This window comes from Nocardia jiangsuensis (assembly GCF_042650385.1).
Classification (GTDB): Bacteria; Actinomycetota; Actinomycetes; order Mycobacteriales; family Mycobacteriaceae; genus Nocardia; species Nocardia jiangsuensis.
Window position 1 is genome coordinate 347875 of the sequence record NZ_JBHSAX010000017.1, and the last position, 18266, is coordinate 366140.

The 18266-nt window shown below is 74.6% G+C and carries 2 protein-coding genes; both read left to right on the forward strand.

The features are described from left to right. Window positions 1-255 precede the first annotated feature (255 nt). Window positions 256-7650 (forward strand): amino acid adenylation domain-containing protein, encoded by a 7395-nt coding sequence (locus ACFO0B_RS21110; RefSeq protein ID WP_378614246.1) that lies wholly within the window; start codon window positions 256-258, stop codon window positions 7648-7650. Then, window positions 7613-18046, forward strand: a complete 10434-nt coding sequence (locus ACFO0B_RS21115) for an amino acid adenylation domain-containing protein (protein WP_449289800.1) — start codon at window positions 7613-7615, stop codon at window positions 18044-18046. The genes ACFO0B_RS21110 and ACFO0B_RS21115 overlap by 38 nt, the downstream gene beginning before the upstream one ends. The last annotated feature ends 220 nt before the right edge of the window (window positions 18047-18266 follow it).

Below are 18266 nucleotides of genomic sequence, written 5' to 3' on the forward strand. Positions count from 1 at the left end.
GGGGTGACGCGCAGCCCGGCGGGCGCGGCGGGCCGGATCGGCCCCCGGTGACCTCGGTCACCCTCGGGCAACGGGCCGGGCCGCGCCCCCGATAACCCCCGGTCCGCCCGAGCAGCCCCGAGCTGGGTCAGTGCACCATGCCTTGCTTATATGATTGCCAGGCTGTGCCGACCGGGACGAGCACCTTTTCCCGGGGCTTTCCGGCGGACCCGTCGAAGTGTGGCAACGCTCGAAGTGAGAGGTGAGATCAGTCGAATGGATGGTGTCCGTCGTTCTGCTCGGGGCAATCGCCGACGGCGTCCGGGGAGCCCGCTGTTCGGCCAGTTGCTCACCGCGGCGGTGGAGTCCGCCGCCGACTCGGTGGCCATCCGCTACAACCCCACCGGCGACCCGGCCGACCAGCGCGAGCTGACCTACCAGCAGCTGGACCAGGCCTCCTCCCGGCTGGCACGGGAGCTGATCGCCCGCGGCATCGGCCCCGGTGACGTGGTGGCCGTTGGCATCGCGCGCAGCGCCGACTCGGTGCTCGCGGTGTGGTCGATCGCCAAGACCGGGGCGGCCTACGTCCCGGTCGACCCGGCCTACCCGGCCGAGCGGATCGGGCACATCGTCGCCGACTCGGGCTCGGTGCTCGGGCTCACCACCGCCGCGCACCGGGGCGCGCTCGGCGACGGCGTCGAGTGGCTGGTGCTGGACGACCCGGCCCAGGCCGAGCGGATCGCCGCGCGCCCGGGGCACCCCGTCTCCTACACCGATCGGGTGCGCCAGCTGGACGAGCGGCACCCGGCCTACGTCATCTACACGTCGGGCTCCACCGGCAAGCCGAAGGGCGTCGTCGTCACGCACGCCGGGCTGAACGGGCTGGTCGCGGCCGAGCGCGAGCACTACGGGGTCACCGGCGAAGCGCGGGTGCTGCACGTCTGCTCGCCCAACTTCGACGTCTCGGTGCTGGAGCTGCTGCTCGCCTTCACGGCGGGCGCGACCCTGGTCATCGCGCCGCCCGCGGTCTTCGGTGGCTTCGAGCTGGCCGACCTGCTGCGCCGCGAGCGGGTCACGCACATGCTGATCACCCCGGGCGCGCTCGAGTCGGTGGACCCCGACGGCCTGGATGAGCTGCGCACCGTCGTGGTGGCCGGTGACAAGTTCGGCCCGGAACTGGTAGGACGCTGGGCCACCGGCGAGCGCGCCTTCTACAACGGCTACGGCCCCACCGAGGCCACCATCCTGGCGACGAGCACCCCGCCGATGGATCCGGCGCAGCCGGTGACCATCGGCGCCGCCATTCCCGGCGTCGGTGCCTTCGTGCTCGACCACCGGCTGCGGCCGGTTCCCGCCGGGGTGGTCGGCGAGCTGTACCTGACCGGGCCCGCGCTGGCCCAGGGCTACCTGAACCGGCCGGGGCTAACCGCCGAGCGCTTCGTGGCCAGCCCGTTCGGCGCCGACTCCGGCAACCCGGGACTGCGGCTCTACCGCACCGGCGACCTGGTGCGGCGCGGCGAGACCGACGGCCAGGACGGCGGGATCATCGAGTACCTTGGCCGCTCCGACTTCCAGGTGAAGGTGCGCGGCTTCCGCATCGAGCTCGGCGAGATCGACAACGCGCTCACCGCGCACCCGGACATCGACTTCGCGGCCACGCTCGGCCGCACGCTGCCATCCGGCGCGACGGCGCTGGTCTCCTACGTGCTGCCGCGCGCGGGCGCCGCGCTGGACGTCCCGGCGCTGGACGCGCACCTCGCCGAGACGCTGCCCGGCTACATGATCCCGGCCGCCATCATGGCGCTGGAGAGCATCCCGCTCACGCCCGTCGGCAAGCTGGACCGGGCCGCGCTGCCCGAGCCGGTCTTCGCGGCCCGGGAGTTCCGCGCGCCATCGACCCCGGTCGAGGAGATCGTGGCCGAGGTCTTCGAGGCGCTGCTGCTGCCGGGCGCGCCGGACGAGGGCCGGGTCGGCGCGGACGACGACTTCTTCGAGCTCGGCGGCAACTCGCTGCTCGCCGCGCAGGCCGCGGCCCGGATCGGCACCGCGCTCGGCGCGCGGGTGCCGGTGCAGCTGCTCTTCGAGGCGACGACGGTGGCGGCGCTGGCCGAGCGGGTCGAGCACCACGCGGGCTCGGCGGTCGGCGAGGAGCTGACGGCCGGTGAGCGCCCGGACCGGGTGCCGCTCTCCTACGCGCAGCAGCGCATGTGGTTCCTGAACCGCTTCGACCCGGAGTCGGCGGTGAACAACATCCCGGTGGCGGTGCGGCTCACCGGCGCGCTCGACGTCGCGGCGCTGCGCACCGCCGTCACCGACCTGGTGACCAGGCACGAGGTGCTGCGCACGGTCTACCCGGAGGTCGACGGCGAGGGGTACCAGCTGGTGCTCCCGGTGCACGACCCGCGCGCCGTCCCGCTCTTCGAGCCGGAGCCGGCCGCCGAGGCCGCGGTGCCCGGGCTGGTCGTGGCCACCGTGACCGGCGGCTTCGACGTCACCGAGGCGCCGCCGCTGCGGCTGCGGCTGCTCCGGCTGAGCGAGACCGAGCACGTGCTGATCTGCGTGGTGCACCACATCGCGGGCGACGGCTTCTCCATGGGCCCGCTGACCCGCGACCTGATGACCGCCTACGTGCGCCGCCGGGACGGTGACACACCGGACTGGGCGCCGCTCGCCGTGCAGTACGCCGACTTCGCGCTCTGGCAGCGCAGGGTGCTCGGCACCGAGGAGCAGCCGGACTCGCTGCTCGCCCAGCAGATCGCGTACTGGCGGGAGACGCTGGCCGGGCTGCCGGAGCAGCTGGAGCTGCCCGCCGACCGGCCGCGCCCGCCCGCGGCGTCGAACCGCGGGGCGGTGCTCCGCTTCGAGATCGACGCGCACACGCACGCCGGGCTCACCGCGCTCGCGCACCGCGGCAACGCGACGCTCTTCATGGTGGTGCACGCCGCGCTCGCGGTGCTGCTCGGCAGGCTCTCCGGTACCTCGGACGTCGCCGTCGGCACCCCGACCGCGGGCCGCGGCGACGCCGCGCTGGACGACGTGATCGGCATGTTCGTCAACACCCTGGTGCTGCGCACCGAGCTCGACCCCGCGGCGTCCTTCGCCGACCTGCTCGCCGAGGTCAGGGCGAAGGACGTGGCCGCATTCGGCCACGCCGACGTCCCGTTCGAGCGGCTGGTGGAGCTGCTCGACCCGGTGCGTTCGCCCGCGCGGCACCCGCTCTTCCAGGTCATGCTGACCTTCCAGAACCTGGCCCGCACCGAGCTGGAGCTGCCCGAGCTGACCGTCGGCGGGCTCGACCTCGCGGTGCCGCTCGCCAAGTTCGACCTGCAGTTCGCGCTCGCCGAGCACATCGACCGGAAGGGCACCGCGCACGGCATCGCGGCCGAGATCACCTACGCCGCCGACCTCTTCGACGAGGCGACGATCCGGCGGGTGGCCGAGCGCTTCCAGCGGGTGCTCGCCGCCGTCGCGGCCGACCCGCGGGTCCAGGTCGGCGCCATCGAGCTGCTCGACGCCGACGAGCGGAAGGCCGTGCTCACCGGCTGGAACGCCACCGAGCACGAGCTGCCCGCCGACGAGACGCTGGTCTCGCTCTTCCAGGCCCGCGCCGCCGCCACCCCGGACGCCGTCGCGCTGGTCGGCGCCGACGGTGAACAGCTCACCTACGCGCAGTTCGCCGCGCGGGTGCACCGGCTGGCCCGGGTGCTCACCGCCGAGGGCGTTGAGCCGGATTCGCTGGTCGCGCTCGCGATCCGGCGTTCGGTGGAGCTGGTCGTCGCCATGTACGCGGTGCTAGAGGCCGGTGCCGGGTACGTCCCGCTCGACCCGGATCAGCCCGCCGACCGGATCGACTACGTGCTGGCGACCGCCCGCCCGGCCATGGTGCTCACCACCGCGCGCGACGAGTTCCACACCGACGCCGCGCCGGTCACCGTGCTGGACGCGCTCGACCTCACCGGCACCGCCGACACCCCGCTCACCGAGCCGGAGCGCGGCGGCCCGGTGCGCGCGGGCTCGATCGCCTACGTCATCTTCACCTCGGGCTCCACCGGCAAGCCGAAGGGCGTCGCGGTGAGCCACCGCGCCATCGTGAACCGGCTGCTCTGGATGCAGGACGAATACCGGCTCACCGCCGACGACGCGGTGCTGCAGAAGACCCCGGCCACCTTCGACGTCTCGGTGTGGGAGTTCTTCTGGCCGCTGCAGGCGGGCGCGCGGCTGGTCGTCGCCACCCCGGACGGCCACCGCGACCCGGTGTACCTGGCGGAGACCATCGCCGCGCGGGGGATCACCACGGCGCACTTCGTGCCGTCCATGCTGGCGGTCTTCGTCGCCACGCTGGACGAGGCGGCAGGCGTCGCGGGCAGGCACGCGGGGCTGCGCCTGGTCTTCGCCTCCGGCGAGGCGCTGCCCGCGCCGACCGCGGCCAGGCTGCGCGAGCTGACCGGGGCGCGGCTGCACAACCTGTACGGCCCGACCGAGGCCGCGGTCGACGTCACCCACCACGAGGTCGTCGCGGCCGACACGGTGAGCGTGCCGATCGGCCGCCCGGTCTGGAACACCAGCCTGTACGTGCTCGACTCCCGGCTGCGGCCGGTGCCGCCCGGCGTGCCGGGGGAACTGTACCTGGCCGGTCGGCAGCTGGCGCTCGGCTACCTGGGCCGCTCCGACCTCACCGCGGACCGCTTCGTGGCCGACCCGCATCGCGCGGACGGCAGCCGCATGTACCGCACCGGCGACCTGGTGCGCTGGAACTCCGGCGGCGAGGTGGAGTACCTGGGCCGCACCGACTTCCAGGTCAAGCTGCGCGGGCTGCGGATCGAGCTGGGCGAGATCGAGGCGGCGCTGCTCGAGCAGCCGGGCATCGACCGCTCGGTGGTCGTGCTGCGCAGGGACACCCCGGCGGGCGAGGCGCTCGTCGGGTACGTGGTGCCGGCCGCGGGCGCGCCCGTCGAGCCGGAGGCCGTGCGCACCGCGCTCGGCGCGCAGCTGCCCGGGTACATGGTGCCCGCGGCGGTGGTGGTGCTCGACGAGTTCCCGCTGAACGCCAGCGGCAAGCTGGACCGCAGGGCGCTGCCCGCGCCGGTCTTCGTCGGCGCGACCGGGTTCCGCACCCCGCGCACCCCGATCGAGCAGACCGTCGCCGAGGTCTACGCGAGCCTGCTCGGCGGCGGCGACGTCGGGCTGGACGACGACTTCTTCGCGCTCGGCGGCAACTCGCTGCTCGCCACCAGGGTGGTGGCCCGGGTGAACGAGGCGCTGCGCACCGATCTCTCGGTGCGCACCCTCTTCGAGGCGCCGACGGTCGCCGCGCTGGCCGGGCGGATCGTGCCCGGCGCCCGCACCGGCGGGCGCCCGGCGCTGGTTGCGGCGCCCCGCCCGGAGCGGATTCCGCTCTCGCCCGCGCAGCAGCGCATGTGGGTGCTGAACCGTTTCGACCCGGAGTCCGGCGTCTACAACATCCCGTTCGCGCTGCGGCTCACCGGCACGCTCGACCTGCCCGCGCTGGAGCGCTCGGTCTTCGACGTGCTGGAGCGGCACGAAGCGCTGCGCACCCGCTTCCCGGTGGCGGGCCAGGAGCAGCAGCCGGTGCAGGAGATCCTGTCGCCCGCGGCCGCGCTGCCCGGCGGGCTGCCGGTGGAACAGCCCGGCGACCTCATGGGCCGGGTGGTCGAGCTGATGTCGGCCGGGTTCGACGTCACCGCGGCGCCGCCGGTGCGGATCGCGCTGCTGGAGGGCGACGCGCCCGGCGAGTACCTGCTTGTCGTCGTGGTGCACCACATCTCCGGCGACGGCGCGTCGCTGGCCCCGCTGGCCCGCGACCTGATGACGGCGTACCTGGCCCGGATCGCGGGCGACGGCCCGAACTGGGCGCCGCTGCCGGTGCAGTACGCCGACTACGCGCTCTGGCAGCGCGCGGTGATCGGCACCGACGACGACCAGGCGAGCCTCGCCGCGCAGCAGCTCGGGTACTGGAAGCAGAACCTGGCCGGGCTCACCGGCGCGCTGGAGCTGCCGCAGGATCGGCCGCGCCCCGCGCTGCCGTCGATGCGCGGCGCGGCGACCACCTTCACGCTCTCCGCCGAGGTGCACGCCGGCCTGGCCCGGATCGCGCGCGAGCACAATGCCTCGCTCTTCATGGTGGTGCACGCGGCGCTCGCGGTGCTGCTCGCCCGGCTCTCCGGCAACCGCGACATCGCCGTCGGCACCCCGATCGAGGGCCGCGGCGAGCGCGCGCTCGACGACCTCGTCGGCATGTTCGTCAACACCCTGACGCTGCGCACCGCGGTCGACGCGGGCAGCACCTTCGACGCGCTGCTCGAGCAGGCGCGGGAGGTCGACCTGGCCGCCTTCGCCAACGCCGACCTGCCCTTCGAGCGGATCGTCGAGGTGCTGCTGCCCGGCCGCAGCGCCGCCTTCCACCCGCTCTTCCAGGTGGTGCTCGCCTTCCAGAACACCGAGCAGGCCACCCTCGACCTGCCGGGGCTGCAGGTATCGGCGCTGGACGCCGGGGCCGCGCAGGCCAAGTTCGACCTGCAGCTGAGCGTCTCGCCGACGCACGCCGCGGACGGCGCCCCCGGCGAGCTGGTCGCGCAGTTCACCTACGCCACCGACCTCTTCGACGAGGCCACCGTCGCCGGGTTCGGCCGCAGGCTGGAGCGGGTGTGCCTGGCGGTCGCCGCGGACTCGCAGGTGGTCGTCGGCGATATCGACATTCTGGACGAGGCCGAGCGGGACCGCGCGCTGGCCGCGCCGGAGCCGGAGACGGTGGCCGCGAGCACCAGGGGCACCGCGCTCACCCAGGCGCTCTCGCTCGCGGTGGAGGACGACCCGGAGGGGCCCGCGGTGGTCTCCGGCGAGGACGCCGTCACCTACCAGGTGCTGGATGCCAGGTCGTCGCAGCTGGCCAGGGTGCTGATCGGGCGCGGCTGCGGGCCTGGCGTCGGGGTCGCGGTCCGGCTGGAGCGCGGGGTGGAGCAGGCGGTCGCGCTCTGGGCGGTGCTCAAGGCAGGCGCCGCGGTGGTGCCGGTCGGCACCGGCGAGGCGGTGCTCCCGGCCGGTGCGGACATCAAGGTCGGGCTGGTGCTCGGCGCCGCGCCCGGGTCGGCGGAGAGCCTGGAGTGGATCGCGCTGGACGACCCGGCGGTGCGCGCCGAGATCGGCAGCGAGTCGGCCCGCCCGGTCACCTACGCCATCCGGACCAGGGCGCTGCGCGGTGGCGACCCGGTGTTCCTCGGCCCGGTGCCGACGGCGGCGGCCGACACCAACGGCGGAACCAGGTCGGTGAGTTACGACGGGCTGGCCGCGATCGTGGACCGGCTGCGCGCCCGCACCGAGCTGACCTTCGAATCGCGGACCTTCCAGCACGGGCGCCCCGAGGCGTTCGCCGCGGTGGTCGAGGTGACCGCGGCCGGGCTGGCCGGGGCCGCGCTGGTGGTGCCGGAGCACGGCCTCGGGGCCGACCCGGCGGCGGCGCTGGCCGACGAGTGGGTGACGCACCTGCTCACCGACCGCACCGGTTTCGACCGGATCGACAGCGCTCCGCTCGCCGACCTGCAGGCCGTCGTCCTCGATGAGGGTTCGGTCACCGATCCCGGGCGCTGGGCCGACGTTCCCGCGGTGCTCGGCATGCATGATCTCGCCGGTGGCACGGCGCCGTCGAGTAGATGAGTCTCCCCATGGCCCCGGTGCTCCGATGACCCGCCCCACCCGCACCCGCCCGACCCGGACGAGGGGCCCGCGCACGGTCACGCTGCCGCAGCTGCTGGCGACCGCGGTCGAGGCGAACCCGGAGGGCGCGGCGCTGGTCTTCGCGGCGGCGGAGGCGAGCGGCGCGCCGGTGGGCTACGCCGAGCTGGACGCGCGCTCCAGCCGGCTGGCCCGGCTGCTGATCGAGCGCGGCATCGGCCCGGAGGACCTGGTCGCGGTGGGGCTGCGGCGCTCGGTGGAGTCGGTGCTCGCGGTCTGGGCGGTCGCCAAGACCGGGGCGGGCTTCGTCCCGGTCGACCCGAACTACCCGGCCGACCGGGTGCGGCACATGCTCACCGACTCCGGCGCGGCGCTCGGCCTGACCGTCGCCTCGGCGCGCGCCGCGCTGCCGGACGACACCGAGTGGCTCGTCCTCGACGACCCGGCCACCCTCGCCGAGCTGGAGAACCGGCCGCCGGACGCGGTGACCCAGGCCGACCGGGTGCGCCCGGTCCGCGCCGAGCACCCCGCCTACGTCATCTACACCTCGGGCTCCACCGGGCTGCCGAAGGGCGTCGTGGTGACCCAGGCCGGGCTTGCCGGGTTCTGCGCCGAGCAGCGCGAGCGGTACGGGGTGGACGCCGCCGCTCGCACGCTGCACTTCGCGTCGCCCTCGTTCGACGCCTCGGTGCTGGAGCTGCTGCTCGCGCTCGGCGGCGGCGCGACCATGGTGGTGGTCTCGCCCGAGGTCTTCGGCGGCACCGAGCTGGCCGACGTGCTGCGCCGCGAGCGGGTCACGCACGCCTTCGTCACGCCCGCCGCGCTCGCCTCGGTCGATCCGGCCGGGCTGGACGCGCTGCGCGTGGTGGTGACCGGCGGCGAGGCCTGCCCGCCGGATCTCGTGCGGCGCTGGGTGACACCGCTGCCGGACGGTACGCGCCGCCGGTTCCACAATGCCTACGGCCCCACCGAGGCCACCGTCGCCACCAATATCAGCGCCCCCATGCTGCCCGGCGAGCCGGTGACGATCGGCGCGCCGATCCGCGGGATCGCGGCGCACGTGCTCGACGCCAGGCTCCTGCCGGTGCCGGACCGGGTGGCGGGCGAGCTCTACGTGGCGGGCCAGGCGCTGGCCCGCGGCTACCACGGCAAACCCGGCCTCACGGCGGGCCGCTTCGTCGCCGACCCGCTCGGCGCGCCCGGCTCCCGGCTCTACCGCACCGGCGACGTGGTCCGCGGCGCCGCCGACGGCGAGCTGGAGTATCTGGGCCGCAACGACTTCCAGGTGAAGATCCGCGGCTTCCGGATCGAGCTCGGCGAGATCGACGCGGTGCTCACCGAGCAGCGAGGCGTCGATTTCGCCGCCACCGTCGGGCACGAGCTGGACAGCGGCGCGACCGTTCTCGTCTCCTACGTGCACGGCGACGCGGTGGATACCGCCGTGCTGGCGAGCGCGGCCGGGCAGCGGCTGCCCGCGCACATGGTGCCCGCGGCGATCGTGCTGCTCGACGCGATCCCGCTCACCCCCGGCGGCAAGCTGGACCGGAAGGCGCTGCCCGCCCCGGTCTTCGCCGCGCGGGAGTTCCGCGCGCCATCCGGCAGGCTGGAGGAGCTGGTCGCCGGGGTCTACGCGGAGCTGCTGCGCGCCACCGAGATCGGCGCCGACGACGACTTCTTCGAGCTGGGCGGCAACTCGCTGATCGCCACCCAGGTGATCGCCAGGCTGAACGACGCGCTGGAGACCAGGATTCCGGTGCCGACGCTGTTCGAGGCGCCGACCGTGGCCGGGCTGGCGCTGCGGCTGGTCGAGTTCACCGAGAACCCGGTGCGGCTGGCGCTCACCGGCGGGCCGCGCCCGGACCGGATCCCGCTCTCCCCGGCGCAGCGGCGCATGTGGTTCCTGAACCGCTTCGACCCGGAGTCCACCGCCTACAACATCCCGATCGCGGTGCGGTTCCGCGGCGACCTGGATGTGACGGCGCTGCGCGCCGCCGTCGCCGATCTGGCCGCGCGGCACGAGGTGCTGCGCACCCTCTACCCGCAGACCGAGGACGGCCCGGTGCAGGTGGTGCTCCCGGTGGCGCAGTCGGTGCCCGAGGTGGAGTACCGCACGGTGGCCCCCGAGCGGCTACCCGACGCCGTCGCCGAGGTGATCGGCACGCTCTTCGACGTCACCGCCGAGGTGCCGGTGCGGGTGGCGCTGCTCGCGGTGCGGCGCGCCGACGGGCTGCCGCCGGAGGAGCACGCGCTGGCCATGGTGGTGCACCACATCACCGCCGACGGCTCCTCGGTCGGCCCGCTGACCCGCGACCTGATGACCGCCTACGTGGCGCGGGCGGGCGGCACCGCTCCGGACTGGGCGCCGCTGCCGGTGCAGTACGCCGACTACAGCCTGTGGCAGCAGGAGCTGCTCGGCAGCGAGCGCGACCCGGACTCGGTGGCGGCCAGGCAGATCGCCTTCTGGCAGGACGAGCTGGCCGGGCTGCCCGACCAGCTCGAGCTGCCCGCCGACCGGCCGCGCCCGGCCGTGCAGTCCTACGCGGGCGGCATGGTCGAGGTGCGGATCGACGCCGAGACGCACCGCGCGCTCGGCGAGCTGGCCAGGGCGAACGGCGCCACGCTCTTCATGGTCGTGCACACCGCGCTCGCGGTCTGGGCCGGGCGGCTCTCCGGCGCGAACGACGTCGCCATCGGCACGCCGATCGCGGGCCGGGACGAGCTGGCGCTGGAGCAGCTCATCGGCATGTTCGTGAACACCCTGGTGTTCCGGACCAGGCTGGAGCTCGGCGCGCCCTTCAGCGACCTGCTGAAGCGGCAGCGCGACACCGACATCCAGGTCTTCGCGCACGCCGACGTGCCCTTCGAGCGGCTGGTCGAGGTGCTCAACCCGGAGCGCTCCACCGCGCGGCACCCGCTCTTCCAGCTCGGGCTCTCCTTCCAGAACCTGGCCCCCACCACGCTGGAGCTGCCCGGGCTCGCCGTCTCCGCGGTCGATTTCGAGACCGCCATCTCGCAGTTCGACCTGCACTGGATGATCGGCGACGCCTACGACTCCGACGGCGCGCCCGCCGGGATCGGCGGCGTCGTCACCTACGCCACCGCGCTCTTCGACGAGTTCACCGTGCGCGGCTTCGTCGACCGGTTCCTGCGGGTGCTGCGCGCGGTCGCGCAGGCGCCGGAGACGCCGGTCGGCGACCTGCCGCTGCTCCAGCAGCACGAGCGCGACCGGCTGCTGCTCGCCCGCAACGCCACCGCGCACCCGGTGGACCCGGCGGCCACGCTGGTCTCGCTGTTCGACGCCACCGTCGCGGAGCACCCGGCCGGCACCGCGCTGATCGGGCCAGCGGGCAGCACGCTCGACTACGCCGCGCTCGGCGCCAGGGTGAACCGGCTGGCCAGGCACCTGATCTCGCTCGGGGTCGGGCCGGAAGCCAGGGTGGCGCTGGCGCTGCCGCGCTCGGTGGAGCTGGTCGTCGCCATGTACGCGGTCGCGGTGGCGGGCGGCGCCTACGTGCCGCTCGACCCCGCGCAGCCCGCGCAGCGCACCGGCCACATCCTGAGCACGGCGGCCCCGATCTGCGTCCTCACCGACCTGGCCACCGGCTTCAGCACCCCCGACGCCCCGGTGCTCGTCCTGGACGACCTGCGCCTCGACGGCTACGACGACGGCCAGGTTCGCGACGCCGAGCGGCTCGCGCCGCTGCACCCGGCGAACACCGCCTACGTCATCTTCACCTCCGGCTCCACCGGCAGGCCGAAGGGCGTCGCGGTGCCGCACGGCGCCATCGTCAACCAGTTGCTCTGGAAGCGCGCGGAGTTCCGGCTCGGCGCCGAGGACGCGGTGCTGCTCAAGACCGCGGCCACCTTCGACCTCTCGGTGTGGGAGTTCTGGTCGGCGGTGGTGTGCGGCGGCTCGCTGGTGATCGCGGACGCCGACGGCCACCGCGACCCCGGCTACCTGAACGAGCTCATGGCAAGGGAGAAGGTGACCACGCTGCACGCGGTCCCCTCCATGCTGGACGCACTGCTCACCGAGGCCGACGGCAGCCTGCCCGCCTCGCTGCTCCGGGTGCTCGCCATCGGCGAGGCGCTGCCGGCGGCGGTGGCGCAGCGGTTCCGCCGGGCGAACCCGGCCGAGCTGTTCAACCTGTACGGCCCGACCGAGGCCGCGGTCTCGATCACCGCGCACCGGGTGACCGGCGCCGACCAGCACACCGTCTCGATCGGCGACCCGGAGTGGAACTGCCAGGTCTACGTGCTGGACCCGCGGCTCAACCCGGTGCCGATGGGCGTGGCGGGCGAGCTGTACCTGGCAGGCGCGCAGCTGGCCCGCGGCTACTTCGGCAGGCCGGAGCTGACCGCCGACCGCTTCGTCGCCAACCCGTTCCGGGCTGGCGACCGGATGTACCGCACCGGCGACCTGGCCGCCTGGAACCCGCTCGGCGAGCTGGAGTACCGCGGCCGCACCGACTTCCAGGTGAAGGTGCGCGGCTTCCGGATCGAGCTCGGCGAGATCGAGGCCGCGCTGCTGGAGCAGCCGGACGTGGCGCAGGTGGCCGTGCTGGCCAGGCCGGGGCCGGACGGCACCGGCGAGCGGCTGGTCGCCTACCTGGCCGGGAAGGCCCCCGACGTCGAGCGGGTGCGCACGGCGCTCGCCGCCCGTCTGCCGAGCTACATGGTCCCCGCCGCCTTCGTGCTGCTCGACGCGCTGCCGCTGACCGTGAACGGCAAGCTCGATCGCGCCGCGCTGCCCGAGCCGCAGGCCGAGCAGGCCGTCTTCCGCGCGCCGGAGGGCCATGCCGAGCTGGTGCTGGCCGAGGTCTTCACCGAGCTCCTCGGGGTCGAGCGGGTCGGCGCCGACGACGACTTCTTCGCGCTCGGCGGCGACTCCATCGCCTCCATCCAGGTGGTGGCGAGGGCCCGCACCCGCGGCGTGACGATCAGCCCGCGCGAGGTGTTCGAGCACCGGACCGTCGCCGCGCTCGCCGCCGCCGCGACCGCCGAGCCGCCGGACGACGGCCTGCTCCCGCTCACCCCGGACGGGCTGCGGCTGCTCGCCGATGCGCCCGCCGGGATCGAGCTGCGCGCCATCGAACTCGACGTCCCGGTCGGCACCGCCACCGACCGGGTCTGGGCCGCCGCCGACGGCGTGCTGGCCAGGCACCCCATGCTCTCCGCGCGGCTGGTCCGCACCGAGGAGGGCGAGCCGGCCTTCGAGCTGGTGCCGCCGGCCGGCCGGGCCGAGGCGTACTGGCTGTTGGACGCGGCCGAGGTGGAGCCCGGCGAGTACGACCAGGTGGTCGAGGCCGTCGCCGCGCAGCTGGATCCGGCCGCCGGGGCCAATGTCCGGTTCGTGCTGATCACCCCCGCGCAGCCGGACCAGGGCGGCACGCTGCTCGTGGTGGCCAACGGCCTGGTGATCGATGACGCCGCCTGGCGGATCGTGGTGGACGAGCTGAGCGCGGTGTGGTCCGGCGGGCACGCCGCGCCCGCGGTCACCGGCACCGGGGCGAGCGGGCTGGTCCGCGCGCTCGCCGCCCGCGCCGCCGATCCGGCGACCCTGGCCGAGCTGGAGTGGTGGCGCGCCGCCGTCCCGCGCGGCGGCCGCCTGTACCCCGGCGACCTGCGCATCCGCGGCAGGCTCTCGGCCCGGATCACCAGGGAGGCCGCGGGCGCGGTCGCCACCGTCGCCGACGCCTACCACGCCACCGTCGACGAGGTGCTGCTCACCGCGCTGGCGCTGGCCCTCGCCGACCCCACCGCGCCGGAGCAGATCGGCACCGTCGTCCGGCTCACCGCCGACGCGCGGACCGGCGACCCCGCCGACTTCAGCGGCTCCGGCACCGCCGCCGCGGATTTCGTCGCCGCCTTCACCACCACCTACCCGCTCGCGCTGCGGCTGACCGGGATCGACTTCGCCGAGGTGCTCGACGGCGGCCCGGCCGCCGGCGTCGCGCTGGGCCGGGTCAAGGAGATGTGCCGGGCGGTGCCTGCGGGCGGCGTCGGGTTCGGGCTGCTCCGGCACGCCAACCCGGCCACCGCGGGCGAGATCGCCCGGCTGGACCGCGGCCTGCTCGGGCTGCGCTACCGCGACCTGCGACCGGCCCGGGTGCGGGTCGACTCCCCGGTCGACGACCTGGTCCTCGACCTCACCGTCGACGCCACCCCGGACGGCCTGGTCGCCCGGTTCGACTACGCCGCCGCCGTGCTCGACCTGCCCGACGTGCAGACCTTCGCCGAGCGCTGGGTGCGCGCGCTCGGCGGGCTCGCCGAGCACGGCAGGCACCCGGAGGCGGGCGGCCACACCCCGTCCGACTTCCCGCTCGTCCCGCTGGCCCAGCGCGATGTCGACCAGCTCACCAAGGGCTACCCGGAGCTGGCCGACGTCTGGCCGGTGACGCCGCTGCAGTCCGGCATGCTCTTCCACGCGCTGCTCGCCGCCGGTTCGGTGGATGCCTACACCATGCAGTTCGGGCTGCACCTGACCGGGCCGGTGGACGCCACCCGGCTGCGCGCCGCCGCCGAGCTGGTGCTGATCCGCTACCCGAACCTGCGGGTCGCCTTCGCCGAGGACGGTGCGGGCGACCCGGTGCAGGTGGTGCTGGACGCGGTCCGGCTGCCCTGGCGCTTCGTCGACCTCGGGCACCTGGCCGACGGCCCGGCGAACGCCGCGCGGGCGCGGGTGGTCGCCAACGACCTGGCCACCCCGTTCGACATGCACGAGGCGCCGATGCTGCGCTTCACCCTGATCCGCACCGCCGCCGAGCGGCACCAGCTGCTGGTGACCGCGCACCACATCCTGGTGGACGGCTGGTCGATGCCGCTGCTGCTTCGCGACCTGCTCACGGTGTACGCGCTGGTCGGGCGGGTGCGTCGGCCGCTGGGCGAGCCGATCGGGTCGTACCGCGACTACCTGCTCTGGCTCGCCGCGCAGGACCGCGGCGCGGCGCGCACCGCCTGGCGGGCCGCGCTGAGCGGGATCGACGAACCCACCGCGCTGGTGCCCGCGCTCCCGGAGTCCGGGCCGGGCGCGGCCGGGATCGGCGCGGCGGGGATCGGCGAGGCCGGGATCGGCGAGGCCGGGTTCACCCTCTCGGTCGCCCGCTCCGAGGGGCTGAGCCGGCTCGCCGCCGAGCTCGGCGTCACGGTGAACACCGTCGTGCAGGCGGCGTGGGGGCTGCTCATCGGGCGCAGCACCGACCGGGACGACGTGGTGTTCGGCGCCACCGTCTCCGGCCGCCCGCCGCAGCTGCCCGGGGTGGAGACGCTGGTCGGGCTGTTCGTGAACACCGTTCCGGTCCGGGTCCGGCTGGAGCCGGGCGCCACGCTGGCCGCGCTGCTGCGCACGCTGCAGCTGGAGCAGGCCGCGCTGCTCGACCACCACCACGTGGGGCTGGCCGAGATCCAGGAGCTCACCGGGGTCGACCCGCTCTTCGACACCCTGGTCGTCTTCGAGTCCTTCCCGATCGACAAGGCCGCGCTGGAGCGCGCCGGGCTGGAGCAGCCGGGCGGGATCGACGGCATGCACCTGGCCGGGGTCGACGTCGTCAACAACACCCACTACCCGATCACCGTCATGGTGGTGCCGGGCAGGCAGCTGCAGGTGACGCTGAAGCACCGCAGGGACGCCGTGAACGACGCCGCCGCCGCGCTGCTCGCCGAGCGCTTCGCCGCGGTGATCGACCGCTTCGTCCGCGACCGCAACGCGCGGGTCGCCGAGGTGGAGCTGCTGACCGACGCCGAGCGCGCCGCGCTCGCCGCGGCGAACGACACCGAGGTGCCGGAATTCCGGGACGAGGCCACCCTGCTCACGCTCTTCGACGCGCAGGTGGCCCGCACCCCGGACACCCCCGCGGTGATGTACGAGGACACCAGGCTCAGCTACAGCGAGCTCGACCTGCTCGCCCGCGCGCTGGCCCAGGTGCTCACCGAGCGCGGCGTCGGGCCGGGCAGCCTGGTCGGCATCGCCATGCGCCGCTCGCTGGAGCTGGTCGCCTCGATCTACGCCGTGCTCCGCACCGGCGCCGCCTACGTCCCGATCGACCCGGACCACCCCGCCGAGCGCAGCGAGTACGTGCTGACCAGCGCGGCTCCGATCTGCGTGCTCACCACCGCGCGGGACGGCTTCACCACCGACAGCGACGTCGAGGTGGTCGAGCTGGATTCGCTCTGGCTGCCCGACCCCGATTCGCTGCAGGCCGAGCCGCCCGCCTCCCCGGCGCTGCCGGACAGCGCCGCCTACGTCATCTACACCTCCGGCTCCACCGGGCGGCCCAAGGGCGTGGTGATCACGCACCGGCAGATGGTGAACCAGTTCCGCTGGGCGCAGTGGACCTACCCGCACGGCGCGGGCGACCTGGTACTGCACAAGACCCCGATCACCTTCGACATCTCCACCTGGGAGCTGTTCTGGCCGCTGCAGACCGGGGCGACGGTGCTGATCGCGGAGCCGGACGGCCACCGCGACCCCGCCTACCTGCTGCGCGAGCTCACCGAGCGCCGGGTCACGGCGGTGCACTTCGTGCCATCCATGCTCGCGGCGTTCCTGGACGAGCTCGCCGAGCTGCCGCGGGTCGAGCTGCCCGCGCTGCGCTGGGTCTTCGCCGCGGGCGAGGCGCTCACCGCCGAGCTCGCGACCCGCTTCGCCGAGCTGCTGCCGCAGGCCTACCTGGTGAACTGGTACGGCCCGGCCGAGGCGACGGTGGTGACCGCGTACGCGGTGAGCGGCCGGGCGCAGCGCGGCGGCATCCCGATCGGCGCCCCGGTGGCGAACACCGAGGCGCTGGTCCTGGATCGGCAGCTGGCGCCGGTGCCGTTCGGCGCCGCGGGCGAGCTGTACCTCGCCGGCGTGCAGCTGGCGCGCGGCTACGCCAACGCGCCGGGGCTGACCGCGGAGCGTTTCGTGGCGCACGGCGGCGGGCAGCGGCTCTACCGCACCGGCGACGTGGTGCGCTGGCGTCCGGATGGCGACGGCGCGCCGGTGCTGGAGTACCTGGGGCGCAGCGACTTCCAGGTCAAGCTGCGCGGCCAGCGGATCGAGCTCGGCGAGATCGAGAGCGTGCTGCTCGGCCACCCCGCGGTGCGGCAGGCCGTCGTCACGCTGGTGCGCGGCGAGAACGGTGACCGGCTGGTCGGCTACCTGGTCCCGGAGCCGGGCGCGGGCGAGGCGCGGCGCGCGGTGCTCGCGCACGCCAGGGCCGCGCTGCCCGCCTACATGGTGCCGTCGGCGCTGGTGCTGCTCGACGCCATGCCGCTGAACGCCAGCGGCAAGCTGGACCGCAGGGCACTGCCCGCACCGGAGCTCAGCAACAGGCCCTACCGGGCCGCGCTCTCGCCGCTGGAGCAGACCGTCGCCGGGCTCTTCGCCGAGGTGCTGGAGCTGCCCCGGGCCGGGATGGACGACGACTTCTTCGAACTCGGCGGGAACTCGCTGCTCGCCACCAGGCTGGTCGCGCGGCTGCGCGCGGTCACCGGCGTCGACGTCCGGGTGCAGTGGCTCTTCACCGACGCGACGGTCGCGGCGGTCACCACCCGGGTGCGCGCGGTCTCCGCGGGCCAGGACGAGCCCGAACACGATTCGGACGCCGCGCTCGGCGTGCTGCTCCCGCTGCGCCGCACCGGTCGCAGGGAGCCGCTCTTCTGCCTGCACCCCATGTACGGCCTGGCCTGGAGCTACGCCGGGCTCGCCGCGCACATCGACCAGGACCGGCCGATCCTCGGCATCCAGTCGCCCGCGCTCACCGAGGACGGCTACCTGGCCGGCTCGCTGCCGGAGATCGCCGAGCGCTACCTCGCCGAGATCCGCGCGGTGCAGCCGCACGGGCCGTACCACCTGCTCGGCTGGTCGCTCGGCGGCATCGTCGCGCACGCCATCGCGACCACGCTGCAGGCCGCGGGCGAAGAGGTCGCGCTGCTCGCCATGCTCGACAGTCACCACCAGATCGACATCTCCGACTTCCGCTCGGCGCTGCGCGCCGCGCTCGGCGAACTGGGCATCGACGACGCGGTGCTCGGCGCGCTGCCGGACGACCCGGACCACGACCTCACCGAGCTGCCGGACGAGGCGCTCGCCCTGCTGCACGCCGCTGTCCCGGCCGAGGCCGCGGTGCTCACCCCGGAGCGGGTCCGGCGGATCTACCGCAACGCGGTGCGCTCCGCCGAGCTCATCAACCGATACCGCCCCGAGGTCTTCCGCGGTGCGCTGCAGTACTTCAGCGCCGCCGTCGACCCGCGCCCCGGTGCGGCGGCGGCGTGGCGGCCGTACGTGGACGGCGAGGTCGTCGACCGGCCGGTGGACGCCACGCACGACCTGATGGCCGAACCCCGTGCGCTCGCCGAGATCGGGCCGCAGCTGAACCGGTTGCTAGATCGGCGCTGATCGGGTAGCTGGTCGCTCGCTGTTCACTTGCTACCGCAGATCCTGATCGGCTGCCGCGGAGATAGCAAGTCAGCCGGTCGTATGACATAGATCTCCGGGTCTGGCTTGCGTTCGCCCGGGCGCACCCGGCACTCTGGATGGCGATCTGCCTCGATCCTCGATCTCGATCAGGCGATTTATCCCCACATGAAGTGATGAATGGCGGGTAGGAGCCCATCGC

Excerpts from the sequence above, each read along its gene's own strand:
- ACFO0B_RS21110 (WP_378614246.1), top strand. The coding sequence starts at position 256 with ATGGATGGTGTCCGTCGTTCTGCTCGGGGCAATCGCCGACGGCGTCCG.
- ACFO0B_RS21115 (WP_449289800.1), top strand. The coding sequence starts at position 7,613 with ATGATCTCGCCGGTGGCACGGCGCCGTCGAGTAGATGAGTCTCCCCAT.